Source organism: Streptomyces sp. NPDC004788, assembly GCF_053601115.1.
Genome location: NZ_JBSGBF010000031.1, coordinates 1 through 26,484 on the forward strand (window position 1 = coordinate 1; position 26,484 = coordinate 26,484).

Annotated in this window: 22 protein-coding genes; 14 read left to right on the forward strand and 8 right to left on the reverse strand. The window is 73.1% G+C overall.

Annotation, left to right across the window (positions count from 1 at the left end; all coding sequences use genetic code 11):
• From ACWEJX_RS16160 to ACWEJX_RS16175, 4 genes are all read right to left on the reverse strand, one after another.
• On the reverse strand, positions 1 to 519 hold a 519-nt coding region (locus ACWEJX_RS16160; RefSeq protein WP_451608073.1), incomplete at its 3' end, for a hypothetical protein.
• Positions 516 to 2,171 carry an aa3-type cytochrome oxidase subunit I gene (gene ctaD / locus ACWEJX_RS16165; protein WP_451608074.1) on the reverse strand — a complete coding sequence of 552 codons (1,656 nt, stop codon included), beginning with the start codon at positions 2,169 to 2,171 and terminating at the stop codon, positions 516 to 518. The genes ACWEJX_RS16160 and ctaD, both read right to left, overlap by 4 nt.
• Before the next feature lie 920 nt (positions 2,172 to 3,091).
• Positions 3,092 to 3,817 (reverse strand): response regulator, encoded by a 726-nt coding sequence (locus ACWEJX_RS16170; protein ID WP_451608075.1) that lies wholly within the window; start codon positions 3,815 to 3,817, stop codon positions 3,092 to 3,094.
• Between the two features lie 241 nt (positions 3,818 to 4,058).
• Positions 4,059 to 4,649: a hypothetical protein gene (locus tag ACWEJX_RS16175; protein WP_451608076.1), complete on the reverse strand. Its 591-nt coding sequence runs from the start codon at positions 4,647 to 4,649 to the stop codon at positions 4,059 to 4,061.
• A gap of 633 nt (positions 4,650 to 5,282) precedes the next feature.
• Here ACWEJX_RS16175 and ACWEJX_RS16180 point away from each other — a divergent pair.
• From ACWEJX_RS16180 to ACWEJX_RS16245, 14 genes are all read left to right on the forward strand, one after another.
• Positions 5,283 to 5,765, forward strand: a complete 483-nt coding sequence (locus ACWEJX_RS16180; protein WP_403789908.1) for an NADH-quinone oxidoreductase subunit B family protein — start codon at positions 5,283 to 5,285, stop codon at positions 5,763 to 5,765.
• Positions 5,762 to 7,843 carry a proton-conducting transporter transmembrane domain-containing protein gene (locus tag ACWEJX_RS16185; RefSeq protein WP_451608077.1) on the forward strand — a complete coding sequence of 694 codons (2,082 nt, stop codon included), beginning with the start codon at positions 5,762 to 5,764 and terminating at the stop codon, positions 7,841 to 7,843. The genes ACWEJX_RS16180 and ACWEJX_RS16185 overlap by 4 nt, the downstream gene beginning before the upstream one ends.
• Positions 7,840 to 8,805 carry a respiratory chain complex I subunit 1 family protein gene (locus ACWEJX_RS16190; protein ID WP_451608078.1) on the forward strand — a complete coding sequence of 322 codons (966 nt, stop codon included), beginning with the start codon at positions 7,840 to 7,842 and terminating at the stop codon, positions 8,803 to 8,805. Before ACWEJX_RS16185 ends, ACWEJX_RS16190 begins: the two co-directional genes overlap by 4 nt.
• The gene (locus tag ACWEJX_RS16195; protein ID WP_451608079.1) at positions 8,802 to 9,503 is read left to right on the forward strand and encodes a hypothetical protein; all 702 of its coding nucleotides are present in this window, start codon (positions 8,802 to 8,804) and stop codon (positions 9,501 to 9,503) included. The genes ACWEJX_RS16190 and ACWEJX_RS16195 overlap by 4 nt, the downstream gene beginning before the upstream one ends.
• Positions 9,503 to 11,179: a proton-conducting transporter transmembrane domain-containing protein gene (locus tag ACWEJX_RS16200; RefSeq protein ID WP_451608080.1), complete on the forward strand. Its 1,677-nt coding sequence runs from the start codon at positions 9,503 to 9,505 to the stop codon at positions 11,177 to 11,179. The genes ACWEJX_RS16195 and ACWEJX_RS16200 overlap by 1 nt, the downstream gene beginning before the upstream one ends.
• Before the next feature lie 183 nt (positions 11,180 to 11,362).
• A complete protein-coding gene (locus ACWEJX_RS16205; protein WP_451608130.1) occupies positions 11,363 to 12,835 on the forward strand; it encodes a hydrogenase large subunit in 1,473 nt (490 codons plus the stop codon).
• A gap of 361 nt (positions 12,836 to 13,196) precedes the next feature.
• Entirely contained in the window at positions 13,197 to 13,931 is a 735-nt protein-coding gene (locus tag ACWEJX_RS16210; protein WP_451608081.1) for a hypothetical protein, read from the forward strand.
• A 23-nt stretch (positions 13,932 to 13,954) separates the two neighbouring features.
• Positions 13,955 to 15,193: a sensor histidine kinase gene (locus tag ACWEJX_RS16215; protein ID WP_451608082.1), complete on the forward strand. Its 1,239-nt coding sequence runs from the start codon at positions 13,955 to 13,957 to the stop codon at positions 15,191 to 15,193.
• A complete protein-coding gene (locus ACWEJX_RS16220; RefSeq protein ID WP_451608083.1) occupies positions 15,190 to 15,873 on the forward strand; it encodes a response regulator transcription factor in 684 nt (227 codons plus the stop codon). The genes ACWEJX_RS16215 and ACWEJX_RS16220 overlap by 4 nt, the downstream gene beginning before the upstream one ends.
• A 57-nt stretch (positions 15,874 to 15,930) precedes the next feature.
• Positions 15,931 to 16,392: an N-acetyltransferase family protein gene (locus ACWEJX_RS16225; RefSeq protein ID WP_451608084.1), complete on the forward strand. Its 462-nt coding sequence runs from the start codon at positions 15,931 to 15,933 to the stop codon at positions 16,390 to 16,392.
• 257 nt (positions 16,393 to 16,649) lie between these two features.
• The gene (locus tag ACWEJX_RS16230; protein ID WP_451608085.1) at positions 16,650 to 17,195 is read left to right on the forward strand and encodes a hypothetical protein; all 546 of its coding nucleotides are present in this window, start codon (positions 16,650 to 16,652) and stop codon (positions 17,193 to 17,195) included.
• Between the two features lie 72 nt (positions 17,196 to 17,267).
• Positions 17,268 to 18,107: a DUF4097 family beta strand repeat-containing protein gene (locus ACWEJX_RS16235; protein WP_451608086.1), complete on the forward strand. Its 840-nt coding sequence runs from the start codon at positions 17,268 to 17,270 to the stop codon at positions 18,105 to 18,107.
• 167 nt (positions 18,108 to 18,274) lie between these two features.
• A complete protein-coding gene (locus ACWEJX_RS16240; RefSeq protein WP_451608087.1) occupies positions 18,275 to 19,267 on the forward strand; it encodes an ATP-binding cassette domain-containing protein in 993 nt (330 codons plus the stop codon).
• Complete coding sequence (locus ACWEJX_RS16245; RefSeq protein ID WP_451608088.1) at positions 19,264 to 20,055, forward strand: ABC transporter permease; 792 nt, start codon at positions 19,264 to 19,266, stop codon at positions 20,053 to 20,055. Before ACWEJX_RS16240 ends, ACWEJX_RS16245 begins: the two co-directional genes overlap by 4 nt.
• Before the next feature lie 241 nt (positions 20,056 to 20,296).
• On the opposite strand, the gene ACWEJX_RS16250 is transcribed toward ACWEJX_RS16245, so the two are convergent.
• The 4 genes from ACWEJX_RS16250 to ACWEJX_RS16265 all read right to left on the reverse strand — a co-directional run bounded on the left by ACWEJX_RS16250 (position 20,297) and on the right by ACWEJX_RS16265 (position 26,403).
• Positions 20,297 to 21,505, reverse strand: a complete 1,209-nt coding sequence (locus ACWEJX_RS16250) for an MFS transporter (protein WP_451608089.1) — start codon at positions 21,503 to 21,505, stop codon at positions 20,297 to 20,299.
• Between the two features lie 214 nt (positions 21,506 to 21,719).
• Entirely contained in the window at positions 21,720 to 23,138 is a 1,419-nt protein-coding gene (pntB, locus tag ACWEJX_RS16255; RefSeq protein ID WP_451608090.1) for a Re/Si-specific NAD(P)(+) transhydrogenase subunit beta, read from the reverse strand.
• A 1-nt stretch (position 23,139) separates the two neighbouring features.
• Positions 23,140 to 24,672 (reverse strand): Re/Si-specific NAD(P)(+) transhydrogenase subunit alpha, encoded by a 1,533-nt coding sequence (locus ACWEJX_RS16260; protein ID WP_451608091.1) that lies wholly within the window; start codon positions 24,670 to 24,672, stop codon positions 23,140 to 23,142.
• Between the two features lie 297 nt (positions 24,673 to 24,969).
• Positions 24,970 to 26,403 carry an NAD(P)/FAD-dependent oxidoreductase gene (locus ACWEJX_RS16265; protein ID WP_451608092.1) on the reverse strand — a complete coding sequence of 478 codons (1,434 nt, stop codon included), beginning with the start codon at positions 26,401 to 26,403 and terminating at the stop codon, positions 24,970 to 24,972.
• Between the last annotated feature and the right edge of the window lie 81 nt (positions 26,404 to 26,484).

The following is a 26,484-nucleotide window of genomic DNA, read 5'->3' on the forward strand; positions in this document are numbered from 1 at the left end:
GCGCGGGGCGCTCACGGCCACGGCGGTCAGCAGGGTGCAGGCGGCGAGCGCCACGGGCGCCGTCGCCGCCAGGGCGAAGGGGATGCCGTGCGGGCGCACCCAGGCCGGCGCGAGGGCCGCGGCGAGCGCGAGGGTGAGGCCCGCGCCGATCGTGCGGGCGAAGACCAGCGGGCGCGGCGCGCCTCCCCGCACCGGCGGCGGGAGTTTCAAGGCCGTCCAGCAGACGGCGTCCTCCCGCTCCTCGCTGCGGCGCCGGACGGCCGCCCGGAGACGGAGGGCGAGGCACGCGCCGGCTCCGGCCGCCCCCAGGGCGGACAGCGGCCGGGCGGGCGCGCCGACGAGGAGCAGCAGGGCCGTGACGGCGGCGGTGGCCCAGCCGGCGAGGCAGGCGGCCGCGGCGAGGCGCCGGGAGACCGGGCGGTCGGCGCCGGCGCGCAGGTCGGCGAGAGCGGGGACGTACCAGACGCAGCCCGAGGCGGTCAGGGCCGCGACGCCCAGTCCGGGCACGACCGGGTTCACCGGTGGTTCTCCAGCCGGTCGACCGCCGCGATCTCCGGGTGGTGCAGGTCGAAAGCCGGCGATTCGCTGCGGATCCGGGGCAGGACGAGGAAGTTGTGCCGGGGCGGCGGGCAGGACGTCGCCCACTCCAGGGACCGGCCGTAGCCCCAGGGGTCGTCGACGGTGACCTTCTTCCCGTACCTGCCGGTCTTCCAGACGTTGTAGAAGAACGGCAGGAAGGAGAGGCCGAGAAGGAACGACCCGATGGTGGACACGGTGTTGAGGGCGGTGAAGCCGTCGGAGTCGAGATAGTCCGCGTACCGGCGCGGCATGCCCTCGGCGCCGAGCCAGTGCTGGACGAGGAACGTGGCGTGGAAACCGGTGGTCAGGGTCCAGAAGGTGATCTTGCCGAGGCGTTCGTCGAGCATCCTGCCGGTGAACTTGGGACACCAGAAGTGGAACCCGGCGAACATGGCGTACACCACCGTGCCGAACAGCGTGTAGTGGAAGTGCGCGACGACGAAGTACGAGTCGGAGACGTGGAAGTCCATCGGCGGCGAGGCGAGGATGACGCCGGTGAGACCGCCGAAGGTGAAGGTCACGAGGAATCCGGTCGCCCACAGCATCGGCGTCTCGAAGGACAGGGAGCCCTTCCACATGGTGCCGATCCAGTTGAAGAACTTCACGCCCGTGGGGACGGCGATGAGGAAGGTCATGAAGGAGAAGAAGGGCAGCAGCACACCGCCGGTGACGTACATGTGGTGCGCCCACACGGTCACCGACAGGCCGGCGATGGCGATCGTCGCGGCGACGAGACCGATGTAGCCGAACATCGGCTTGCGGGAGAAGACCGGGATGACCTCGGAGATGATGCCGAAGAACGGCAGGGCCAGGATGTAGACCTCCGGATGCCCGAAGAACCAGAAGAGGTGCTGCCACAGCAGCGCGCCGCCGTTGGCCGCGTCGAAGACGTGCGAGCCGAACTTCCGGTCGCATTCGAGCGCGAAGAGCGCCGCCGCCAGGACCGGGAAGACCAGCAGGACGAGGAGCGAGGTCAGCAGCACGTTCCAGGTGAAGACCGGCATCCGGAACATCGTCATGCCGGGGGCGCGCATGCAGATGATGGTGGTGATGAAGTTGACCGCGCCCGCGATGGACCCGAAGCCGGACAGCGCGACGCCCATGATCCACAGGTCGGCGCCGAGGCCGGGCGAGTGCACGGCGTCGGACAGGGGCGCGTAGAGGAACCAGCCGAAGTCCGCTGCGCCGCCGGGGGTGAGGAAGCCGCCGGCGGCGATCAGCGAGCCGAACAGGTAGAGCCAGTAGGCCAGCATGTTGAGCCGGGGGAAGGCCACGTCGGGCGCGCCGATCTGGAGCGGCATGATCCAGTTGGCGAAGCCGGTGAACAGCGGCATGGCGAACAGCAGCAGCATGATCGAGCCGTGCATCGTGAACGCCTGGTTGAACTGCTCGTTCGACATGATCTGCATGCCGGGGCGGGCCAGTTCCGCCCGCATCATCAGGGCCATGACACCGCCGATGATGAAGAAGAACAGTGCGGAACAGAGGTAGAGCGTGCCGATCTGCTTGTGATCGGTCGTGGTGAGCCAGCTCACCCAGGAGGGCCGGCCGGCGTCCGTGGCCGCGGGCTCCGGCTCGGTCGGCTGCTTCACCTGAATGCTGCGTGGCTGTGTCTGTGCCTCGTCCACCGGACGGCGACCTTCCTTCTGCGGTGCGGGAAACGACCGGAAGCGACCGCACACGGGGGAGAGACGGCGCGCTTCCGGCCGCCTCAGATGATCGCCGCCGGGCCCCCTGCCCCCGATAGGGTCGAACAGACCCCGCGGAGCTGCGACAACGGGCCGAACGGCCCCTTCCGTCCGGTACGGGCCGGCCACGTACGCTCGCTCCGTACGGAAGGCCGCCCGGTACCAGGAAGCCCGCCCGGAGGAGACCCCGCCCGAGGACGCCCGACACCAGGAAGCCCGCCCGGAGGAGACCCCGCCCGAGGACGCCCGACACCAGGACGCCCACCCGAAGGAGACCCCCGAGGACGCCCGACACCAGGACGAGCCGCGCACGCACATGGCCGACACCGTTCCGGACCCGTACGAACCGCCCGCCCGGCCGCCCTGGCCCCGGCTCGACGTGCCCGAGCGGATGCACGGCCCGCTCATCGCCCTCCTCGCGGTGGCGGCGGAGGCTCTGAGCAACGCGGCGCGGCACGCGCGGGCGCGCCGGGTGGACGTCGCGCTCGCCGTCCCGGACCCGGCCGACCGGCTCGTCCGCTCGGTCACGGACGACGGCGCCGGCCTGGGCCTCGCGCGGCCGACCGGCGGGCTGCTCAACATGGGGGCGCGGGCGGAGCAGTGCCGGGGCAGCTTCCGCGTGGACGTGCCCGACGAGGGCGGCACGCGGATCACCTGGAGCGCGCCGATCACGGTGGACCGACCGCCCCGGCGGGAGGGCGGTGTCCGTCAGGTCGGGGACGGCGGTCCCGTCACTTCACAGGCGGCGGGCCGCCACGCCAGGGACAACGGCCCCTCACGCCAAGGACGGCGGCCCGTCACGCCGAAGGCGGCGGGCCGTCACGTCACGGGCGGTCGCCCCGGTGCGCCTCGCGGAACCGCTCGGCGATCATCGCCGCCTGTATCCGCCGGCCCACGCCCAGCTTGGCGAGGATGGCCGACACCCGGTTCTTCACCGTCTTCTCGGCGAGGAAGAGCCGGTCGGCGATCTGGCGGTTCGTCAGGCCGAACCCGATGAGGTCGAGGATCTCCAGCTCGCGCGGCGACAGCCGGTCGAGCTCGCCGGGCACGGCCGCCGCCGCCGGCGCCGGCTCGGGCTCACGGATCCGGGCCATGACGCGGGCCGTCATCCTCGGGTCGAGGAGCGACTTGCCCGTGGCGACCGTACGGACCGCCGCGATCAGGTCGGAGCCGCCGATCTGCTTGAGCACGTAGCCGGCCGCGCCGGCCATGATGGCATCGAAGAGGGCCTCGTCGTCGTCGAAGGACGTCAGCATCAGACAGGCCAAATCGGGCAGCTCGGCGCGGAGTTCACGGCACACCTCGACGCCCTCGTGGTCACCGCCGGTCGCGCTGCCGAGGCGCACGTCGAGCACGGCCACGTCCGGCCGGATCGCGGGCACCCGGGCAAGCGCCTCCCGGGCGTTCCCCGCCTCGCCGACGACCTGGATGTCGGGTTCGGCTTCGAGCAGGTCGCGGACGCCCCGGCGGACGACCTCGTGGTCGTCGAGCAGGAAGACCCGGATCGGCGTCGCGCCGGCGGTGTCGGCGGAGGCGTCGGCGGTCAGCACGGACGCCCCGCCCGGGCTCCGTCGGAGCCGCGACGGGCCGGGAAGGCGAGTGTCGGCGGGACGGTCGGACGGGTGGTGGGACAGGGCTTCACCGAGGACTCCTGGGCAGGACGACGGCCGGGCCGAACACCCGGCCGTACGAGAGAAGAGCGCCAGTATGGCAATGCCGGGCGTGGGCCTTTCGGCCCTGGTCCCGAAGGGCCGAAAGGCCCTTCACGGACCGGCCGGGAGCATGATCCACTCACCCTCGCGTCCCGGTGTGCCCGCCCTGCCGAGGCCCGGCCGTCCCCCGGCCCCGGGGCCGGCACACCCGGGACGCACCAACCGGCCCGACCGCACCGGCCGGCCCGGCCGCGCCGGCCGCCCGGACCGCCCCGACCGGCCACACCACCTCCACCCGTACCCCGTGCGTGCGCGCGTAGGCGACCAGGTGCGCCGTGGCGTCCCGCCCGTCGGTGGGCGAACCGTCCCACACGGCGAGCATCCGGTCGCACTGGCGGACCAGCGCCTCGTCCGCCCGCACCCGCGAGTCGCGGTCCGCCGGGTCGTACGCCAGCAGCCGAACCTCGTCCGCGAGCCGCGTCGCCGCACGGGCCGGCTCCAGGACCCGCGGCGGCAGCGGCGCCGGCACCGGGCCCCGTGCGGGCAGCAGGACGACGAGCCGCCGGCCTGCCGCCCGTACGGCACGTGCGAAGGCGACCGAGGGCCCCGACCCGGCGCGGACCAGGCCGGGCGCCGGATCCGCGTAGCGCTCCAGGCGCACCCGCAGTTCGCGCTCCACCAGCGCCGACGTCTCCGCGCGCAGGTCCTCGTGTCCCACGACCGCGATCATGTTCCCTCTCCTCCCCGCCCCTCCGAGGGCGCCTTCGGGGGCCGCCGAGGCCCCTCCGTCCGTCAGTCAACAGGCCCGGATCCCCAGGTGGCAGGGGCCGAACGGCCCTTCCGGCCACGGATCGGCGGACGTCTACTGAGGGCGAGAACCCGCCGGGAAGCCGACGCTCCCGTCCCACCGCGGCCCCTGGAAGGCATCCGTGCAGTACGAAGTACTCCCGAGCCGGCGCACGAAGGAGGCGGCCCGCTACCGGGCGTGCTCCGTCCCTGGACCGACCAGCGCACGGCCCATGTGGTGCGCATCCGCCCGGACCTCGTCACGGGCGTCCGGTTCGTGCCCGCCGACTGACCCTCAGCCGGTCCGCGGGACACCGCGCACGACGGCCGGCCGCGGCGTCGGTGCGGCTGCGATCCTGACGGCATGACAGCGATCACCTGGCACCTGCTCGGTCTCGGTGGAGCCCTGCGCGCAAGCTGGGCGGTCCGCTCCTCCTGACCTTTTCGGTCGGCCACGACGGCACCAAGACTCGACAAAGCACGCAAAGCGCGAGGAAAGTGCCGTAACTCCGGCCGTGCACGGGCCCGTTAGCCGCCGTGGAAAGGCTCTCGCGAGGGCGCGGGAGGGGTGGTGTCCATGGGCTTGTTGCGCAAGATCCGTACGACCGGGCGGGTGGCCGAGCCCGCACCGCCGGCGCCCGAAGGCGGACCGCTCCCCCAGGCCCGGCGGCTCGGCGGCTCGGCGCAGGTGCGGTGCGTGGACGCCGGCTCGTGCAACGGGTGCGAGATCGAGATCGCGGCCGCCTTCAACCCCGTCCACGACGCCGAGAGGTACGGGGCGCGGCTCGTCGCCTCGCCGCGGCACGCCGACGTGGCCCTGGTGACGGGCCCGGTGACCCGGAACATGGCGGTGCCCCTGCGCCGTACCGTGCAGGCGATGCCCGAGCCGCCGATCGTCGTGGCCGTCGGCGACTGCGCGATCGACTGCGGGGAGTTCGCCGGGGGGTACGGGATCGAGGGCGCCGTCTCCGACGTGGTGCCCGTCGACCTCGCCGTGCCGGGGTGTCCCCCGGAGCCCGCGGCGATCGTCGCGGCCCTGCGCCGGGTGACCGGGCGGTGAGTCTCGTGGCGGCCGGTCTGGCGACGGCGGCCGGATGCGGCGCGACGGGAGCGGCGGCCGGAGCGGCGCTGCCGCCGAGGGCCCGGCGGGTGGTGGCCGGGCTCTGCACGGCCGGGGTCGGAGTGGCGGGCGGCACGGCGGGGGTCGCCGCCCTCGGCGGGGCCGGCTGGGCGACCGGACTGCCGGGGCTGCTGCCGCTCGCTGGCGCGGCGCTGTCGGTGGACGCCCTGTCGGGGCTCTTCATGGCGGTGGCGGGCGCGGTGGTGGCCGCCGTGGCGCTGTACGGCATCGGCTACACGGCCCAGCACGGCCCGCACACCGCCGACGAGGCCCACGGACCGGCCTCTCGCACCGCGCAGACGGTGCTTCCGCTCTTCGCCCTGACGCTGGTCCTGGTCCCCGCCGCGGCCTCGGTGTCGACGTTCCTGTCGCTGTGGGAGCTGATGGCGCTCGCCTCGCTCCTGCTCGTGCTCGTCGAGCACCGCGAGCGGGCGGAGGTGCGGCGCGCGGGCGTCTGGTACGCGGTGATGTCCCAGCTCGGTCTGGTGCTGCTGCTCGCCGGGCTCGCCCTGTTCGCCGGCGCGGCCGGGGGCGAGGGCTTCGCCGCGCTGCGGGCGGCCGCGGCGGGTCTGTCGCCGGCGGTGCGCGGCACGGTGTTCGCGCTGACCGGCCTGGCCTTCGCGTCCAAGGCGGGCATGGTGCCGCTGCACGCGTGGCTGCCCCGCGCCCACCCCGAGGCGCCGGCGCCGGTGTCGGCGCTGATGAGCGCGGCCATGGTCAACCTGGGCGTGTACGGGATCGTGCGCACCGGCTTCGACCTGCTGGGCGGCGGACCGGCCTGGTGGTGGCTGGCGCTGATGACACTGGGCGGGCTGACCGCCGCGTACGGGATCCTGCAGGCCGCGATGGCCGCGGACCTCAAGCGGCTGCTCGCCCACTCGACGGCCGAGAACATGGGGCTCGTGCTCGTCGGCACGGGCGCGGCGGGGCTCTTCGCGGCCGAGGGCGACAGCGCGCTGGCCGCGCTCGCGCTGTCGGCGGGGCTGCTGCACGTCGTCAACCACTCGGCGTTCAAGGCCCTGTTGTTCGGCGCGGCCGGTTCGGTGGTGCGGGCGACCGGAGTGCGGGACCTCGACCGGCTGGGCGGGCTGCGGGCCCGGATGCCGGTGACGGCCGGTCTGTTCGCGGTGGGCGCGCTCGGCGCGGTGGCGCTGCCGCCCGGGAACGGCTTCGTGAGCGAGTGGCTGCTGCTGCAGTCGCTGATCCACGGGCTCGAACTGCCGGGCCTGGCCGTCGCGATCGCGCTGCCGCTCGCGGTCGGGCTCGTCGCGCTGTCGGCGGGCATCGCAGCGGTCGTGTTCGTGAAGGCGCTCGGCGTCGGCTTCTTCGCCCGGCCGCGCGGGCGGCAGGCCCACCGCGCCGAGGAGTCGCCGCCGCTGATGCTGGCCGCCCTCGGAGTGCTCGCGGTCGCCTGCGCGGGACTCGCGCTCGTGCCGGGGCTGCTGGGTCCGGCCCTGGACCGCGCCGTGGCTGCGGTCGCGCTCTCCAGGACCGGGGCGGCGAGCGGTGGCGGCACCGGGGCGGCGAGCAACGGCGGCACCGGGGTGCGGCTGCACGACATCTCGACCTCGCTCTCACCGCTGTGGGTGGCGGCCGCGCTCACCGGGGCGGTGGCGCTGACCGGCGCGCTGAGCCGGGTGTACGGCGCCGAGGCCCGGCACCGGCGGGCGGGCGCCCGGCTGTGGGACTGCGGCGGCGGGGCGCCCACCGCGCGCATGGCGTACACGGCGACCTCGTTCGCCGAGCCCCTCCAGCGGGTCTTCGACGACGTGCTCGCGCCGGAGCAGGACGTGGCGGTGACCCACGCCCGCGAGTCGGCCTATCTGGTGGAGCGGGTGCGCTTCCGGCACCGGGTGCCCGACCGGATCGAGCACCGGCTGTACGAGCCGGTGCTCGGCGCGCTCGCCCGAACGGGCCGTGGGGCGCGCCGGCTCGCTGGCGGCAGCGTCCATCTCTATCTCGGCTATGGCTTCCTCGGTCTGTTGTCCCTCTTCGTGGTGCTGGTGGTGGGCTGGTGAGCGCGCTCGGATACGCGGCGGTGACCGCCCAGGTGGGCACGGTGGTCGCGGGTGCCCCGCTGCTCACGGGGCTGATGCGGCAGGTGCGGGCCCGCCTGGAGGGGCGGGCGGGCGCCGGGGTGCTCCAGCCGTGGCGGGACGTGCGGAAGCTGCTGCGCCGTGAGCCGATCGGCCCGGCCGGGACGGGGCCCGCGTTCCGCACCGCGCCGGTCCTGCTCGTGGCGACGGCCCTGGTGGTGGCCGCGCTGGTGCCCCTGGTCTCCACCGACACCCCGGTCGCCCGGCGCGCGGACCTGATCCTGGTCGTGGCGCTGCTCGCGCTGGGCACGGTCACGCTGGCCCTGGCCGGCCTGGACAGCGGCACGGCGTTCGGCGGCATGGGCGCGTCACGGGAGATGACGATCGCGGCCCTGGTCGAACCGACGCTGCTGATGGCGGTGTTCGCGCTGTCGGCGCCGGCCGGGACCACCAATCTGCCGGCCATCGTCGACGGGGCCGTGCGCGAGCCGGACCGGCTGGTCTCGCCCGCCGGGCTGCTCGCGGCGGCCGCGCTGGCCGTCGCCGTCCTGGCCGAGACCGGGCGGATCCCGGTGGACAACCCGTCCACCCATCTCGAACTGACCATGGTGCACGAGGCGATGGTCCTGGAGTACGCGGGCCGGGACCTCGCGCTGGTCGAGCTCGGGGCGCAGCTGCGGCTGACCGTCCTGCTCGGGCTGCTCGCCTCCTTGTTCGCGCCGTGGGGCATCGCCACCACGGCGTCGGCCGGCGCGCTCGCCGTGGCGCTGCCGGTGTTCGTGGCGAAGGTGGCGGTGCTCGGCGCGCTGCTCGCGGCGGCCGAGGTGTGCTGGGCCAAGCTGCGGCTCTTCCGGGTGCCCGAACTGCTCGCCGGTTCCTTTCTGTTGGCGCTGCTCGCGGTGGCCGCCTCGTCCTTCCTGAGCGGAGAGGGAGCCGGGACATGACGGACCTCGCCTCCACCCCGTACTCCCAGCTCCTCGATCTGGCCTGCGGGGCCTTCCTGCTCGCCGCCGTCCTGGTCCTCTGGCGTCATGAACTCGCCGCGGTCGTGCGCGCGTTCGCGCTCCAGGGCGTCGCCCTGGCCGCGATCGCCGCGCTGCTCGGCGGGCACGAGGGGCGCGCGGACCTCGTGGTGGTGGCGGTCGGTGTCGGCGTGCTGCGGGCGGGTGTGCTGCCGTATCTGGTCCGGCGGGCGCTGACCGCGCTGACGGCCGACCGGAGCCCGTACGACACCGGGGGCACCGAGGCCCGGGAGACCCGGCCGCTGGTGAACGTGGCCGGTTCGCTGCTGGCGGCGGCCGCGCTGACCCTCCTCGCCCGCGCGGTGGCCCGCCCGCTGGTCGCGCTCGACCCGACGCCCGCGACCCGGGCGCTGCCGGTGGGCCTCGCGGTGGTGCTCATCGGCTTCTTCGTCCTGGTCACCAGGCGCCGGGCGCTCTCCCAGGTGGTGGGCTTCCTGCTGCTCGACAACGGGATCACCGCGACCGCGTTCCTCGCCGCCTCCGGGGTGCCGCTCGTCGTCGAACTGGGCGTCTCCTTCGACGTGTTGTTCGCGGTCCTGGTGCTCCACCTGCTGACCGCGCGGATGCGGGCCGCGTTCGGCACGACCGACCTCGACGACCTGCGGGAGCTGCACGACTGATGGACGCCGCCACGACCGCTCTCGTCCTGACCGCGCCCGTCGCCGCGCCGTGCGCCGCCGCCGGCGTGTACGCGGTGCGCGGGATGCGGCGCCGGACGCCGGTGAGGAAGCCGCTGCGGACCCCCGTCCTGGTCGGGGCGGGGCCGACGCCGCCGGACCTGGAAGCCGACCCGGTTCCGACCGGGCTCCCGCCCGGCTCGGCCCTCGTCCCGCCCGGCTCGGCCCTCGTTTCGCCCGGCTCGGCCGTCGTCCCGCCCGTCGTCGTGCTCGGCTGCGGCGCGCTTCTGGCGGCGGCGCTGCCGCGCGGCGGGGCGCTCAGCACGTTCGGCGGGCTGCTGCGGGCCGACGCGCTGACGGTGTGGCTGCTGCTGGTGGTCGGCGCGGTCGCGCTCATCGCGTGCGGGACGCTGCCGGCGTACCTGGCCGGGGAGCGGGAGGGGGCCCAGAGCGCGGCCGTGCTGCACCTGCTGGTGCAGGCGTTCCTGGGCGCGATGTGCCTGGCCGTGCTCACGGCGAACCTCGGCGTGCTGTGGGTGGCGGTCGAGGCGACCACGATCGTGACCACGTTCCTGGTGGGCCACCGCCGCACCCGCCGGTCCGTCGAGGCCGCGTGGAAGTACGTGGTGATCTGCTCGGCCGGGATCGCGCTGGCCTTCCTCGGCACCGTCCTCGTCTACTACGCGGCCCGGCAGGCCGGCATCGACGAGGCGCACGCCCTGGACTGGCCGACGCTCGTCGCGGGTGCCGGCCGGCTCGACCCGGCCGTGACCCGGCTCGCGATCGCGCTCGTGGTGCTCGGCTTCGGCGCCAAGGCCGGCCTGGCGCCGCTGCACGCCTGGCTGCCCGACGCCTACGGCGAGGCGCCCGCGCCGGTCGCCGCGCTGATGTCCGGCGCGCTCGCGCCCGTCGCCTTCGCCGCGGTGCTGCGGTACGGGCAGATCGCGGCCGCCGCGCTGGGCACCGGCCTGACGCGGGGCCTGCTGACCGGGATGGCCCTGGTCACGCTGGCCGTGGCGGCGGCCCTGCTGCTCGCCCAGCGGGACTACCGGCGGATGCTGGCGTACTCCGGCATGGAGCACATGAGCCTGATCGCCCTGGGCGCGGCGATCGGCACACCGCTCGCCCGGGCGGCCCTGCTGCTGCACATCGCCGGGCACGGGCTCGCGAAGGCGGTCGCCTTCTGCGCGTCGGGGCACCTGCTGCGGCTGACCGGGACGCCGCTGATCGGACGGGTCCGGGGGCTGCTCGCCCGGCTGCCGTGGCTCGGCGGCGCCTTCGGACTCGCGGTCGCCGCGCTGCTCGGCTTCCCGCCGTTCAGCCTGTTCGCCTCCGAACTCGGCATCGTGCGGGCCGGGTTCGGCGCGGGCCTGGGGTGGGTGGCGACGGTCGCGCTGCTGCTCGCACTCGTCGTCTTCGGCGCGCTCGCGGTCCGCACGGCCCGGATGCTGCTGGGCCCGGCGATGCCCGCCCGGTCCTCGGGCCCGGAGCGGGACCCGGAGCAGGGGCGGGACCCGGGGCCGGACCTGCACCCGGGGCGGGACCTGGACTCGGGGGCGTGGCCGGGTGCCGTGTGGCCGCTCGTCCTCGGGCTGGCCACGTGCGCCGCGCTCGGCCTGACGACCGGCCCGTTGACCGACCTGCTCCACGAGGCCGCCGCCGTGATCGGAGGGCACTGAGCCATGCGTACCGACTCCACGCGTACCGACTCCACGCGTACCGACCTCGTGCCCACCGCATCCGCGCCGAACGCTTCCGTGCCGAACGCTTCCGTGCCGAACGCTTCCGTGCCGAACGCTTCCGCACCCACCGACGCCGTCCGCTCGGTCGAGGAGACCGACACGCGCGAACTGACCTCGCGGGTGGCCGAGTTGCTCGACTCCGGTCACCGGCTCGCGCTGGTCGCCGCCCATCACGACGACCCGGACCGGGTCCGCGTGGTGCTGCTCTTCGTCGCGGGTCCGCCGGACGTCCGGACCGAGCTCCACGTACGGCTCGACCCCGACAAGCCCGCGATCCCGACGCTCGCGGGGCTCTCCTTCCCCGCGGGCCGGTTCGAGCGCGAGATGCGCGACCTGCACGGTGTCGTACCGCTCGACCATCCGCTGCCGCGGCGCCTGGTGCGGCACTTCCACTGGCCCAAGGGCTGGTACCCGATGCTCCCGGACGCCGGGCCGCCCCCGCCGTTCGGCGAACAGGAGGGCCCGTACCCCTTCCTGGAGGTGGAGGGCGACGGCGTGTACGAGATCCCCGTCGGCCCGGTGCACGCGGGGCTCATCGAGCCCGGACACTTCCGCTTCTCGGTCGTCGGCGAGACCATCCTGCGGCTGAAGGCGCGGCTGTGGTTCGTGCACCGCGGGGTCGAGAAGCTGTTCCAGGGCCGCACGGTCGAGGCCGGGCTGCCGCTGGCCGAGCGCATCAGCGGCGACACGGCCGTCGGTCACGCGCTCGCGTACTGCCTCGCCGTCGAGGAGGCCACCGGCACCGTCGTCCCGGCCGCCGCCGCACCCGCCCGGGCGCTGCTCCTCGAACTGGAGCGGCTGCACAACCATGTGGCCGATCTGGGCATGCTGTGCAACGACGTCGGCCACGGGATCCTGAACGCGCACGCCCAGCGGATCCGCGAGCAACTCCTGCGGCTGAACGCGGAGATCACGGGTCACCGGCTGCTGCGCGGCGGCGTGGTGCCGGGCGGCGCGGTGCTGCGGGCGCTGCCCGATCCCGGGCGGCTGGCCGCGTTCGGCCGCGACATCCGCGAGATCGCCGGCCTGGCACTCGGCCACTCCACCGTGCTCGACCGCTTCACCGGGACGGCGGTGCTCGGCGCGGACGCCGCCCGGCAGCTCGGCTGCCTCGGCTACGTGGCGCGCGCCAGCGGGCTCACGGGCACGGACGCCCGGGTGGCACACCCCTTCGTGACCTACGACACCGAGGTCGCCGTCCCGGTGCGCGAGACCGGCGACGTGCTGGCCCGCTTCCTGGTGCGGGCCGAGGAGATCGACGTGTCGCTCGCCCTGATCGAGCACCTGGCCGAGGGGCTCGCGCCGGGCGAGATGATCACCCCGGTCGGTGCGCGCACCGGATCGCGGTCCGCGTCGGGCGTCGGATCGGGCGGCGGTGCCGGCTCGGGCGTGGGGCTCGTCGAGGGCTGGCGCGGCACGATCGCCACCCGGGTGGAGGTCACCGCGGACGGCCGGCTCACCCGGGTCAAGCCGGTCGACCCGTCGTTCTTCAACTGGCCGGCCCTGCCGGTGGCGCTCGCGGACACGATCGTCCCCGACTTCCCGCTCACCAACAAGAGCTTCAACCTGTCGTACGCGGGCAACGACCTCTGACGTCGTCGCGCTCCCGGGCGTCGTCACTCGTCTTCGCCGGGGAGCGACGGGGCCGGCAGGCAGTGCGGGACGGCCGGCAGGCCCGTACCGCGATCGCATGTGCGCCCGTACGGGGAGGTGAACCTCGCCATGGGCACCCGCCCGGGCCTTGCGGCGGTTGCCGTGCCAGGCCATCGGCCACCGGGGGACGTCGACGAGCACCGGTCGGCCGAGCGCGCGTGAGCCGGGCAGCATGGTTTCCGGTCGGTACGAGAATCGGACCGGAAGCGAACGGCAGGCAAGCGGTACGACCACGGTCCGATCCGGAAGTGTGGTCCATGCTCCGACGACGCGGCACGTGCGGCTGCAGCAACGTTGCCCCATGACCGTCACGACTGCGTCAATCGACGTTCCTCATCCTGTCTTTCCGGGACGCTGGGTGGGCGGCGCCTCCCTCGTCCTCGGCCCCCTGCTGCTGCTCGTCGGCGTACTGCTGCGCCTGCGCTTCGACTTCTTCTTCCCCGCGCAACTGAGTGCGTACGGGCACCATCCGGACCTCATGACGGCCTCGTACGGCTTTGTGTCCGCCGGGTGGGTGCTGCTCTGGCCGGGAGTCGCGCTGCTCGCGGCCAAGATCGGCGAGAGGTTCCGGGAACTCGCTCTGTGGGGCGGCGCGCTCACGGTCCTCGGCCTCTTCGCCCGCGCGTTTCACGCCGGTGTGGACCATCTGGCCTTCCAACTGGCGGCCGTGCAGGGGGCGGCATCGGCGACGCGAACGGTGGGCGAGACCTACGGCGCGTTCCACGTCTTCAGCACGCTCAACGCAGCCATCATGGGCGGCTGGCTCCTGCTGGCCATCGGCGCGTACCGCTCCCGAGTGCTGGGACCGTTGCGTGCGGCGGCCCTGGCTTTGGCATCGGCGATGCCGCTGGGGGTGTTGAAGGGAACGACCCCTCTATCGGTCGCGGCCGCTGCGGGACTGTTCGTCGCGCTCGTTCCGTCGGGCGTGGCCGCGTTGCGCGACGGGCGGACCCCGCGGGCGGCCACGGTCGCCGGAAGGCTTCTCCTGCTGGTCGCCGTGGGTACCGCGATGTTCCTCTTCGGGCAGGCTGGATGAGCGTCCATCGGTATCGTCGAGCGATGCACACAATGGGACGGCGACTGCCGACCGGCGCGCACCTGTTGGCGATCGACGCCTGCGCGGCGGCCGTAGTGACAGCCGGGTACGTGGCACTGGCCGACCAGGGTGCGTCAGACGGTCTGCCCCGGTTCTCCGGTCCGTGGTGGCTGGGCTGGCTGGTGGCCGTCTGTGTGGGAGTGCCGCCGGCCGTTCGGCGCCTGTGGCCCCTGCCTGCCCTGGCCGTGGTCGTGGCTGCTTCGGCGACGGCGACACTGCTCGACATCACTCGTGACCCGTACATCTCCGCGGCCTTGGCGGTCTACGCGGTGGCGCTCATCGAGCCGACACGCCGGGCTTCGGCGGCGTTCGCCCTGACCCTGGTTGTCTCGGCAGCCGCGGTCATCACCGGTGAGGCGATCCTGACGCCCTCCGGCCCGTGGACGGAAGCCGCCGGCACTGCCGCCCTCGTCTGGCTGGTCATCGGCGCGGCGTGGACCGCAGGGCGTGTCGTGCGCGAACGGAGGTCCCGAGCGGCCCGAAGGGACCGTCGCCTTGCGGAGGAGGCACTGGCCGAAGAACGGCTGCGCATCGCTAGAGAACTGCACGACATCGTCTCGCACAGCCTCAGCGTGATCGTCGTCAAAGCAGCGGTGGCGAGCCATGTGGCCGAGGCACGCCCCCAAGAGACGCGCGATGCCATCCAGGCGATCGAGCAGACCGGTCGGGAGGCGCTCACCGAGATGCGCCGTGCCCTGGGAGTGCTCCGCGGCGACACCGCTGGTCGACGCACGCGAGAGCCCGGCTCGGCACAGACGGCTCCCCCTCCCGGACTGGACGACCTGCCGGCTCTCGTCGAGCGCGCTGAGCGGGCAGGAGTTCGTACCGAACTCCGCACCCGGCTGGCCGCCGGCCTCCCCGCGGGGACAGCGCTGGCCGTCTACCGGATCGTGCAGGAGGCGCTGACGAACGTGGTCAAGCACGCCGGCGGCGGAACACAGTGCCAGGTGGCGATCACGGTCGACTCACGAAGAGAGGTGCACATAGAGGTGGTGGATGACGGAGCCGGGAACGCGGCCGCGACCGACGGGGTGGAGCTCAGGGGTGGTCATGGACTCGTGGGGATGCGCGAACGCGTGATGATGTACGGCGGGACGTTGGCCACCGGGCCACGGCCCGGCGGCGGGTTCGCTGTGTCGGCCCGTCTCCCGCACGAACCCGCTCACGGCACGGCTACGAGCCGCAGGGAGAGGACCGCGTGACCGAACCGATCCGGGTACTCGTCGCCGATGACCAGGCCCTGCTCCGCGGCAGCTTCCGCGTGCTCATCGACACCGCCCCCGGGCTGACAGCGGTGGGCGAGGCCGGCACCGGGGCCGAAGCTGTCGAGAGCGCACAGCAGCTCTGCCCGGACGTGGTGCTGATGGACATCAGGATGCCCGGCATGGACGGCATCGAGGCGACACGGCGCATAGCCGGATCCCCCGGGACAGCCGGAACCCGCGTTCTCATCCTCACCACCTTCGACCTCGACGAGTACGTGTACGGGGCGCTGCGTGCCGGGGCAGCGGGATTCCTCCTCAAGGACACGTCTCCCGAGGTGCTGCTGGCGGGCATCCGCACGGTCGCCGCCGGAGAGTCCCTTCTCGCCCCTTCGGTGACCCGACGTCTGATCGCCGAGTTCGCTCGCCTTCCCCATGCGCACCATGCGCCGGGCTCCTCGCTTGAAGAGCTCACGGAGCGCGAGCGTGAGGTCCTTGTGCTCGTGGCGCGCGGCCTCTCCAATGCCGACATCTCCGCATACCTTCACCTCAGCAACGGCACCGTCAAGACCTACATCGGTCGGCTGCTGAGCAAGCTGCGTGCGCGGGACCGCGCGCAGCTGGTGATCAGTGCCTACGAGTCGGGGCTCGTCAGCGTCGCCCGTCAATCGACCGATTGACGGGCGAGATCAGTAACGGCCTTGGGAGCGATGGACGCGGCTGCCATGATCCGTGTCATGCGCACACAGATCACCTCGGCCGAGATGACCGACATCCACCAGGTTCTTGCCGACCACCACCGGTACTGGGGAGAGCGCGACCTTCGGTCCCTGCACCTTCTGGCGCTGGTGCAGGAGTTCGGCGAAACCTGTCTGGTCGCCCGCGCCGAGGACGGGATCCACGGGTACATCATCGGGTTCGTCACCCCGACCGGCACCGGGTACGTCCACCTGATCGCCACTCGGGACGACGCCCGCGGCACCGGTCTCGGGCGCCGTCTGTATGCGGCGTTCGCTGACGCCGCCCATCGCCACGGCGCGCTGCGCTTGAAGGCGATCACGTCACTCGGAAACACCGGCTCGATCGCCTTCCATCGCCGCCTCGGATTCGACGCGGAGACCGTCGATGACTACAACGGTCCCGGCCAAGCCATGGTGGTCTTTCATCGCCTTCTGCCGTTCGACGCCATGCAGCCCTGAGCGGCCAGTCGGATCGGCACCGGATGGAGTCGCTCCCGCCGGCGTACGACGCCCTGCCCCTCCCGCGGGTCGTCTGGCGCGCTGACGGGGCGCCGCGACCCGGCGCTCTGACCTGCGGTGCCGTGGCGCCATGGGTGAGGATCGGCGCCACCGGAGGCCACTCGATGGCGCCACGTGGCACACGCATGGCGCCATGTGATGCCATTTGGCGCCATGGGGGCTTGCCATGGCGCCACTTTGGCGCCATGATGGTTCCCATGGACCTGACTCCCTACGTCGATCACCTCCGCCGCGAGCTCGCGGTCGCCGCCGAGGCGGGCGGGGAGGACGCTCGCGCCCTGGCCGAGCGGCTCACCACCCCCCTGGAGTCCGCTGTACGGCTGACCCTGCTGAACGCACTGTCCGCCGCATCGGACGAGATCACCCGTGAGCTCGCTCCCGGCTCGGTGGACGTGCGGCTGCGGGGGCTCGACCCCGAGTTCGTGGTGACGACACCGCCGGCACCGGACCTGCCCGCCGCGGGCCCGCAGGACATGGCGCCGATGGCGCCACCAGTGGCGCCATCGGCGTCGGCGGCCCCGGAAGCCGACGAGGGCGGCACGGCCCGCATCAACTTCAGACTCCCGGCCCACCTCAAGGCCCGCGTCGAGCACGCGGCCGGCCAGGAGGGCCTATCCGTCAACGCCTGGCTGGTACGGGCGGTGGCCACCGCCCTGGAGCCGGGCGGATCCGCACCGCCGGCCACTCCTGTCCGCGCCGCCCGCCCGGGCAAGGGCCAGAGCTACCAGGGCTGGGTCCGCTAGCGGCCCGCACCGACCCGCCCCCTCTTCACCTCCTGCGCATCCACCCTTCATAGCCACGAGGACGGCACAGCCATGCCTTCTTACGACACGCCCCAGCCCATCACCGCGATCCTCGAGTTCGACCTCGGTCACGTGCGGATCGTCGCGAGCGAGCGCACGGACACCGTCGTCGAGGTGCTGCCGAGCAACGGCGCCGACGACAACGACATCAAGACGGTGCAGCAGACGAAGGTCACGTACGCCAACGGCACCCTGACGCTCAAGGGCCCGAAGAAGCGCTCGGTGTTCGGCAAGGTCGGCTCCATCGACGTGACCGTCGAACTCCCCGCCGGCTCCCACCTCCAGGCCAACTCCCCCATGGGCGACTACGTGAGCACGGGACCGCTCGGGGAATGCCGGGTCAAGACCTCGGTCGGCGACATCCGGCTCGACCTGACCGGCGCCGCGAACCTGCGCACCGGCCTCGGCGACATCCGCGTCGGCCGCCTGGCGGGGAGCGCGGAGATCCACGGTTCCGGCCGGATCGACATCGGTGGCATCGAGGGCGCGGCGACCGTCAAGAACGGCATGGGCGAGACGGCGATCGGCACGATCACCGGCGACCTGAAGGTCAACACCTCCGCGGGCCCCGTCACGGTCGGTGTCGCGCAGGCGTCGGTCGACGTCAGGAGCTCCCACGGCTCCATCCAGGTGAAGGAGGTGACCCGCGGCAGGGTCGAGCTCCAGACCTCGGTCGGCGGCGTCGAGGTCGGCATCCGCGAGTCCACCGCGGCCTGGCTGGACGTCAGCTCCCGGGTCGGCACCGTGCGCAACTTCCTCGGTGCCGCCGAGGGCCCCGGCTCCGCCGACGACACAGTCGAGATCCACGCCCGCACCCAGGCCGGCGACATCGTGATCCGCCGCGCCTCCTGACCACGCGCCCCGCACACCCCGCCTGACCGCGGCGCCCGGAGCGGCACGCCGTGGCCGCGCGCCCCGGGGCAGTACGCACGAGAACCGGGCGTCGGCACGGCGCCACGCCCGGCTCCGAACCCAGCTGTGCCATGTCACATCTCACAGGAGACTTCACAGGAGCCCCCATGGCCACCACCTCCACCACCGTCACCGGCACCACCACCGCCGCGCCGGCGATCTCCGCCCTCGGGCTGCGCAAGTCCTACGGCGACAAGCTCGTCCTGGACGGCGTCGACCTCACGATCCCCGAGGGCACGGTCTTCGCCCTGCTCGGCCCCAACGGCGCCGGCAAGACCACCACCGTCGAGATCCTCTCCACCCTGCTCGCCCCCGACGCCGGCTCGGCCCGCATCGCCGGCCACGACCTGGCCGAACGGCCCGGTGAGGTGCGCTCCGCGATCGGCGTCACCGGTCAGTTCGCCGCCGTCGACAGCCTCCTCACCGCCGAGGAGAACCTGCTCCTGATGGCCGACCTGCGGCATCTGCCCCGCGCCGAGGGCCGGCGCCGGGCCGCCGAGCTGCTCGCGCGCCTGGAGCTGACGGAGGCCGCGAAGAAGCCGGTGTCGACGCTCTCCGGCGGCATGAAGCGCAAACTCGACCTGGCCATGACGCTGGTCGGAGATCCGCGGATCATCTTCCTCGACGAGCCGACGACGGGGCTCGACCCGCGCAGCCGCCGGACCCTGTGGCAGATCATCCGCGACCTGGTCGAGCGCGACGGCGTGACCGTCTTCCTCACCACGCAGTACCTGGAGGAGGCGGACCAGCTCGCCGACCGCATCGCCGTCCTCGACCGCGGCAGGATCGTCGCCGAGGGCACCGCGGACGAGCTCAAGCGGCTCATACCCGGCGGCCACATCCGGCTCGGCTTCACGGACCCGGCACAACTCGACAGCGCCGCCCGGCACTTCGGTGCCGCCGCGCGCGACGCCGAGGAGCTCACCCTGCGCATCCCGAGCGACGGGAGCCTCCCGACGCTGCGGGCCGTGCTCGACGTCCTGGACGCGGCCGGCGTCCAGCCCGAGTCGCTGACGCTGCACACCCCCGACCTCGACGACGTCTTCCTCACCCTGACCGGCACCGGAACCCCCGACACCTCCGTGGAGATGACCCGATGAGCACCCTCGGCTATGCCGTCAGCGACTCGATGACCATGCTGCGGCGCAACCTCAAGCACGCCCTGCGCTACCCGTCGATGACCGTCTCCGTCGTCCTCATGCCGGTGATGATGCTGCTGCTGTTCAACTACGCCTTCGGCGGCGCGCTCGGCGCGGGCATCGCCGGCGCGCCGACCGGCGGCGGGAAGTACATCGACTACGTCGCCCCCGGCATCATCCTGATGACCGCCACCGCGGGGGCGGTGGCCACGGCGGTCGGCGTCTGCGTCGACATGACCGAGGGCATCGTCAACCGCTTCCGAACGATGTCGATCTCCCGCGCCGCGTTCCTCACCGGGCACGTCGTCGGCAGTGTCCTACAGACCCTGGCCGCCATCGCCCTGGTCGTCGGCGTCGCCCTCGCCATCGGCTTCCGCCCCAACGCCTCCTTGGTCGAATGGCTCGCCGCGGCCGGCCTGCTGGCCCTGCTCACCCTGGCGCTGACCTGGCTGTCGGCCGGTATCGGCATGGTGGCCAGGACTCCGGAGTCGGCGAGCAACACCCCGCTTCCGCTGACCTTCCTGCCCTTCCTCGGCAGCGCCATCGTGCCGACCGACTCCATGCCGACCGGACTGCGCTGGTTCGCCGAGTACCAGCCCTTCACGCCCGCGATCGAGACCCTGCGCGGTCTGCTGATGGGCACCGCGATCGGTGACAGCGGCTACATAGCCCTGGCCTGGTGCGTCGGCCTGACCCTGGCCGGCTACGTCTGGGCCCGCCGCTCCTTCGGCCGCGGCGCCGAGCGATAGCCCGAGCCGACCGGGGGCCGTGCCGGATTCCGCCGGAACGGCCTCTCGGGTGCGCGCACGGCCGGCGAGGCGGACGATACGGTCGTCAGGCCGTTCGGCAGCTTGGTCACGTTCGGCACCTCCGGCGGCACGGAAGCGGCGGCGTGACCGCAGCGCCCGGCGGCGGGCGTGCTCGCCGTTGGACCGCGATGGGCGCTTGCTGCGCGAGCGGCCGCGTCAGCCACCTGTCCGAACCACACACCTAGCCCTTGCGGTCCGGGTCGGTGGCCGGCAGGCGCGCCCGTGTGAGCAGATACGTGGCGGCGGACGCCACGAGCACCAGCATGCAGGCGATGAACACCAGGCCCGCGGCTTCCAGGCCCATCGGCTCCGCCACCAGGCCGACGCCGATGACCGGGATCGAAATGCCCGTGTACGCGACCACGAACAGGGACGAGATGACCGCCGCGCGCTGGTCGGCCGGCGACGCCGCGGCGACGGCGGACAGCGCGGCACGGAAGGAGAGGCCCTGCCCGGTGCCGCCGACGACGGCGGCCAGGACGACGAAGACGAACAGGTCCGTGTAGAGGGCGACGGCGAGCAGGACCAGGCCGGTGAAGAGGATGCCGCAGCCCAGCGGCAGCGAGCGCGCGGGCCCGACGCGGCCGGCGGCGACCTGTCCGCCGGTGGAGGCGAAGAAGGCGAGGGCGACGACGAGGCCGCTGACGGCGTGGTTGTCGACGTGCAGATAGCGGGCGAGGAACGCGGGGCTGACCGAGGTGAACACGCCGAACAGGGCGAAGCCGGCGAAGGAGGCGACCGCCGCCGGTACGAACACCGGCCGCACCTCGGCCGGCAGGGCGGGGCGCTGCGGGCGTACGGCGCTCAGCGGCTGCCGGTCCGCCACCGTCTCGGGCAGCCATTGCAGGACGACGGCCGAGACGGCGACCAGGCCGAGGTGCACGGCGAACGGCAGCAGCAGCGGCTCGGGCGCGTACTCGGCGAGCAGTCCCGCCAGGAGCGGGCCGCAGCCCAGGCCGCCCATGTTCGCGGCGGTCGCCACGAGCGTCGCCCGCGAGCCGCCGCCGGGCGGGGCCAGCTCCATGACGTACGCGGTGGCGGCTCCGGTGAAGAGACCCGCCGAGAGCCCGGAGAGCAGCCGGCCCGCGTACAGCCAGCCCAGCGAGTCGGCGAGCAGGAAGCAGACCGCGCTCGCCGCCGCGAACCCGAGGCCGAATCGCAGTGTGGGCCGTCGGCCGATGATGTCGGAGACGTTGCCCGCGAGGAGCAGCACGCCGATGACACCGAAGGCGTACACGGCGTAGACCACCGTGACCGTGAGTTCGGAGAAGCCGAACTTCTCCTGATAGAGGGGGTAGAGGGGGGTCGGCAGCGTGGTCCCGATCATGCACACCACGAACACCGCTCCGCCGAGCAGACACCGCAGCCACCCTTGTCGCTCACCCGCCATGCCGGCGACCGTAACCCGGCGGACCCGCACGACCGGGCCGACACGACCGGGCCGACCCGAGCGGGCGGACCCGTACGGGCGGACCCGCACGACCGGGCCGACCCGAGCGGGCGGACCCGTACGGCCGGGCCCGTACGGCCGGGCCGACATGAGCGGGCCGACCCGACCGAGGGTCCCGGCCCTGTGCGTGCCGGGACCCTCGAGCCCGTCGGGGTCAGAGCGCGCCGACGATGTCCTCGACCCGTGCCTTCGCGTCACCGAAGAGCATCGAGGTGTTCTCGCGGAAGAACAGCGGGTTCTGCACGCCCGCGTACCCGGAGGCCATCGAGCGCTTGAACACGATGACCTTGCCGGCCTCCCAGACGGTGAGCACCGGCATGCCGGCGATGGGGCTGCTGGGATCCTCGGCGCCGGCCGGGTTGACGGTGTCGTTGGCGCCGATGACGAGGACGACGTCGGTCTCGGCGAAGTCCTCGTTGATCTCGTCCATCTCGAGCACGATGTCGTACGGCACCTTGGCCTCGGCGAGCAGCACGTTCATGTGGCCGGGCAGCCGGCCGGCGACCGGGTGGATGCCGAACCGCACGTCGACGCCCTTCGCGCGCAGCTTCGAGGTGAGCTCCGCGACCGGGTACTGGGCCTGCGCGACGGCCATGCCGTAGCCGGGCGTGATGACCACGGAACGGGCCGCCCCGAGCAGTTCGGCGACGCTCTCCGCGGTGATCTCCGTGTGCTCGCCGTAGTCGACGTCCGAGGCCGAGGGCGCCTCGATGCCGAAGCCGCCGGCGATCACGGAGATGAACGAGCGGTTCATCGCCTTGCACATGATGTACGACAGGTAGGCACCCGAGGAGCCGACCAGCGCGCCGGTGACGATCAGCAGGTCGTTGCCGAGCAGGAAGCCGGAGGCGGCCGCGGCCCAGCCGGAGTAGCTGTTGAGCATGGAGACCACGACCGGCATGTCGCCGCCGCCGATCGAGGCCACCAGGTGCCAGCCGAGCGCCAGCGCCACGGCCGTCACCGCGATCAGCGACCACAGCGCGGGCGAGACGACGAACCAGACGGTCAGGGCGACGAACAGGCCGAGCGCGCCGAGGTTGAGGGCGTTCTTGCCCGGCAGGACCAGCGGCTTGGAGTCGATCTTCGCGGAGAGCTTCAGGTTCGCCACGATCGAGCCGGTGAAGGTCACCGCTCCGATGAACACGCCGATGAACACCTCGGCGTGGTGGATGCCGAGCGTGCCGAGCGCGTCCAGGGCCTTGGCCTCGGGTCCGTCCGGGTGGTTCTCGACGTTGAGGAAGCCGTTCCAGCTGACGAGGACGGCCGCCAGACCGACGAAGGAGTGCAGCAGCGCGATGAGTTCGGGCATGCCGGTCATCTCGACGCCGCGGGCGCGCTGCAGACCGATCAGCGCGCCGATCAGCATCGCCAGGAGCATCAGGCCGAGGCCGGCGGCGTCGATGTCGCCGTCGGCCGCGAGCACGATCGTCGCGACGAGCGCGACGCCCATGCCGAGCATGCCGAAGGCGTTGCCGAGCCGTGCCGACTCGTGCTTGGAGAGTCCTGCCAGCGCGAGGATGAACAGCAGCGTGGCAACGAGGTAGGCCGCCTGTGCGGCAAGAGTCGCAGACATGTCAGCTCCGGTTGAACATGGCGAGCATGCGACGCGTCACCGCGAAGCCGCCGAAGACGTTGATACTGGCCAGGAGGATCGCCACGCACGACAGCACCGTGACCGTCGTGCTCGTCTGCCCGATCTGCAGCAGCGCGCCGACGACGATGATCCCGGAGATCGCGTTGGTCACCGACATCAGCGGTGTGTGCAGGGCGTGGTGCACATGGCCGATCACGTAGTAGCCGATCACGATCGCGAGCACGAAGACCGTGACGTGGGGCAGCAGCGCCGCCGGCGCGAACCCGGCGGTGAGGAAGAGCGCCAGCGCACCGAGGGCGACGGCGCCGAACCTCTGCTTCGCCGACATCGGCGCCTTCTTCGGCGCGGGCGCCGCCGCGGCCGCGGGGGCCGCCGGGGCCGGGGCCGGGGCCGCGGAGACCTGGACCGGCGGGGGCGGCCAGGCGAGCTCGCCCTTGCGGACCACGGTGATCGAGCGCTGCACCGGGTCGTCCCAGTCGAGCACCAGCTGCGCGTCCTTGGCCGGTGTCATCAGCTTGAGCAGGTTCACCAGGTTCGTGCCGTAGAGCTGCGAGGACTGCGCGGGGAGCCGGCCCGCGAGATCGGTGTAGCCGATGATCGTCACGCCGTTGTCGGTGACGACCTTCTCGCCCTTCACGGTGCCGACGACGTTGCCGCCGTTGGCGGCGGCCATGTCGACGATCACCGAGCCGGGCTTCATGCTCGCCACCATCTCCGCCGTGATCAGCGTCGGCGCGGGGCGCCCCGGGATCAGCGCGGTGGTGATGACGATGTCGACGTCACGGCACTGCGCGCCGTAGAGCTCGGCCTCGCGGGCCTTGTAGTCGTCGCCCATCTCCTTGGCGTAGCCCGTCTTCGAGACCTCCACCTCGGGGGACTCGATCGACAGGTACTCGCCACCCAGCGACTTGACCTGATCGGCCACCTCGGGCCGCGGGTCGGTCGCCCGCACGATCGCGCCGAGCGACCCGGCCGCACCGATCGCCGCGAGACCCGCGACGCCCGCGCCCGCGACGAGCACCTTCGCCGGCGGCACCTTGCCCGCGGCCGTCACCTGGCCGGTGAAGAACCGCCCGAACGCGTGCGCCGCCTCGATCACGGCCCGGTAGCCGGCGATGTTCGCCATCGACGACAGCACGTCCATCGACTGGGCCCGGCTGATGCGCGGTACGGCGTCCATCGAGAGCGCCGTGAAGGGGCGGCGGCCGAGCTCCTCGACCATGGCCGGGTCGAACGCGGGCGCGAACAGCGCGATCACCGTCGCCTCGGGCCTCACCCGGTCGAGCTGCGCGGGAGTCGGGGCGTTGACCCCCAGGACCACATCGGCGGCGGCCGCGTCTCCGATGGTGGCACCGGCGGCCTCGTAGGCGCTGTCGGTGAAGCCGGCCGCGGCGCCCGCGCCGGAGTCGACGACGACGTCGTATCCGAGTTTGCGGATCGGCTCGATCGTGGCCGGCGTGGCCGAGACGCGGTTCTCACCTGCCCGCGCTTCCTTGAGGACTCCGACAATCACGTGTGTTCTCCGTTCGCTGCTCTGGCCGTCAACGGCGTGTTCTCAACACGATCAGCAGTCCGCCCGCCCAAGACCCGGACCCACGCCGCACAGCTTGGCCGCCGGGGGCTCTCCCTGAACAGCACTCACTGGTGAGGCGTACGCAACATCGGCCGGAACAGGAACCGGGACCGGACGGGCAGGTGCCGGAGTTCTGGTTGTACGTGCGGAATCCGGTCGCCAGGTGACGAAACGCCCGGCGCTCGTCGGCCCTGCGAGCGCGACCCCGACCACGGGCCCGGAGCCCGCCCGTGCGGGTCAGCCGTCGGCCCGGCGCAGCCCCAGGCGGGGTTCCAGCGTCAGCCTGAGGCCGGCGACCGCCCGGCCGGGAGCCGTCGGCCACGGCGTCATCGCGCTCGCCCCGTGCCCGCCGAGCCCCACGCGCTCATGGCCCGCGAGGGGTTCCCGCAGCGCGCCGAACAGGTGGGAGACCGTGTCGTCCTGGGTGTCGTGGAGGTCTTCGACGCCGGTGACGATGTTCAGGAAGGACTCGTGCAGCCGCAGTGGGCGCTGGTCGCGAAGGCTCAGCCGCTGGGCGCGGCGGAAGTGGGCGTCGCGGCCCCGGTGGATGTCGTAGAAGGCGCCGACGAGGATGAGCAGGCGCTCGTAGGCGTGCCGGTAGGCGCCCTGGTAGAAGTCGGTGGCCTCGGACTCGCCGACGTCCTGGTGCAGGGTGGCGGCGACGGAGGCGGCGGCGAGCATGCCGCTGTGCATGGCGAGGTGGACGCCGGTGGACAGCAGGGGGTCCAGGAAGCAGGCCGCGTCACCGGCCGCGAACCATCCCGGTCCGCAGAACCGGTCCGCCACGTACGAGTAGTCGCTCTCCACCCGCAGGTCGGTGACCCGGTCGGCGTCGGCCAGGAGGCGGGCCAGGGCCGGAGTGCGGTCCAGCCGGTCCGCGTAGAGGGCCTCGGTCCCGCCGAGCGCCCGACGGCCTTCCGCGAAGGAGCGCTTGTCGGTGACGAGGCCGACGCTGAGGGTGCCGTCGTGCAGCGGGATGGCCCAGAACCAGCCGTGGTCGGGCAGTGAGTAGAGGCGGATGGCGCCCTCGGGGGCGTCCGGCGCGGGTTCCGCGTCCCGCCAGTAGCCCCAGACGGCGACGTTGCGGAAGGCGTCGTGGAACCGGCGGGTCCGTAACTGGCGGGCCGTCAGCAGCCCGGCGCGGCCGGACGCGTCCACCAGGCTCCGGAACGAGGTCACGCCCTCGCGGCCGTTCCCGGCGGTCCATTCCGCGGTCTTCGCGCGCCCCTCGTCGAAACCGACCGCCCGCACCGCCGTCTCCTCGTGGACCCGTACGCCCTGGCTCCGCGCGTGGTCGAGGAGCGTCTGGTCGAACTCCGAGCGGACGACCTGGAAGCTGTAGGGCGCGGCCGGGCCCAGGCCGTCGAACGTCAGGGCCCATTCCTGGCCGCCCCAGTCGTAGAAGGCGCCCGTCTTGCGTACGAAGCCACGCCGCTCGACGGCCTCCCGGGCGCCCAGCAGGTCCAACAGGGGCAGCAGGGAAGGCAGGAGGGACTCGCCGATGTGGTAGCGGGGAAAGCGGGCCTTCTCCAGCAGAGTGACCTCGAAACCCTGGCGGGCCAGCAGCGCGGCCGCCGTCGCGCCGGCCGGACCGCCCCCCACCACCAGCACGTCCGTCTCCCGCGGCGGGTGTCCGTCGCGCACAGCGGCCTCCGGTGCTCGGGACTGCATGACTCCGACCAGTGAACAGCGCGGCGCCGCGCACCGGAAGAGCGCCTCGGAAGCGCGCCCCGGGAACCGGATCCTCGGCCA

Excerpts from the sequence above, each read along its gene's own strand:
- ACWEJX_RS16175 (WP_451608076.1), bottom strand. The coding sequence starts at position 4,649 with ATGATCGCGGTCGTGGGACACGAGGACCTGCGCGCGGAGACGTCGGCG.
- ACWEJX_RS16180 (WP_403789908.1), top strand. The coding sequence starts at position 5,283 with ATGGGCTTGTTGCGCAAGATCCGTACGACCGGGCGGGTGGCCGAGCCC.
- ACWEJX_RS16195 (WP_451608079.1), top strand. The coding sequence starts at position 8,802 with ATGACGGACCTCGCCTCCACCCCGTACTCCCAGCTCCTCGATCTGGCC.
- ACWEJX_RS16200 (WP_451608080.1), top strand. The coding sequence starts at position 9,503 with ATGGACGCCGCCACGACCGCTCTCGTCCTGACCGCGCCCGTCGCCGCG.
- ACWEJX_RS16210 (WP_451608081.1), top strand. The coding sequence starts at position 13,197 with ATGACCGTCACGACTGCGTCAATCGACGTTCCTCATCCTGTCTTTCCG.
- ACWEJX_RS16215 (WP_451608082.1), top strand. The coding sequence starts at position 13,955 with ATGCACACAATGGGACGGCGACTGCCGACCGGCGCGCACCTGTTGGCG.
- ACWEJX_RS16225 (WP_451608084.1), top strand. The coding sequence starts at position 15,931 with ATGCGCACACAGATCACCTCGGCCGAGATGACCGACATCCACCAGGTT.
- ACWEJX_RS16230 (WP_451608085.1), top strand. The coding sequence starts at position 16,650 with ATGGACCTGACTCCCTACGTCGATCACCTCCGCCGCGAGCTCGCGGTC.
- ACWEJX_RS16235 (WP_451608086.1), top strand. The coding sequence starts at position 17,268 with ATGCCTTCTTACGACACGCCCCAGCCCATCACCGCGATCCTCGAGTTC.
- ACWEJX_RS16240 (WP_451608087.1), top strand. The coding sequence starts at position 18,275 with ATGGCCACCACCTCCACCACCGTCACCGGCACCACCACCGCCGCGCCG.
- ACWEJX_RS16245 (WP_451608088.1), top strand. The coding sequence starts at position 19,264 with ATGAGCACCCTCGGCTATGCCGTCAGCGACTCGATGACCATGCTGCGG.
- ACWEJX_RS16250 (WP_451608089.1), bottom strand. The coding sequence starts at position 21,505 with ATGGCGGGTGAGCGACAAGGGTGGCTGCGGTGTCTGCTCGGCGGAGCG.
- pntB (WP_451608090.1), bottom strand. The coding sequence starts at position 23,138 with ATGTCTGCGACTCTTGCCGCACAGGCGGCCTACCTCGTTGCCACGCTG.
- ACWEJX_RS16265 (WP_451608092.1), bottom strand. The coding sequence starts at position 26,403 with ATGCAGTCCCGAGCACCGGAGGCCGCTGTGCGCGACGGACACCCGCCG.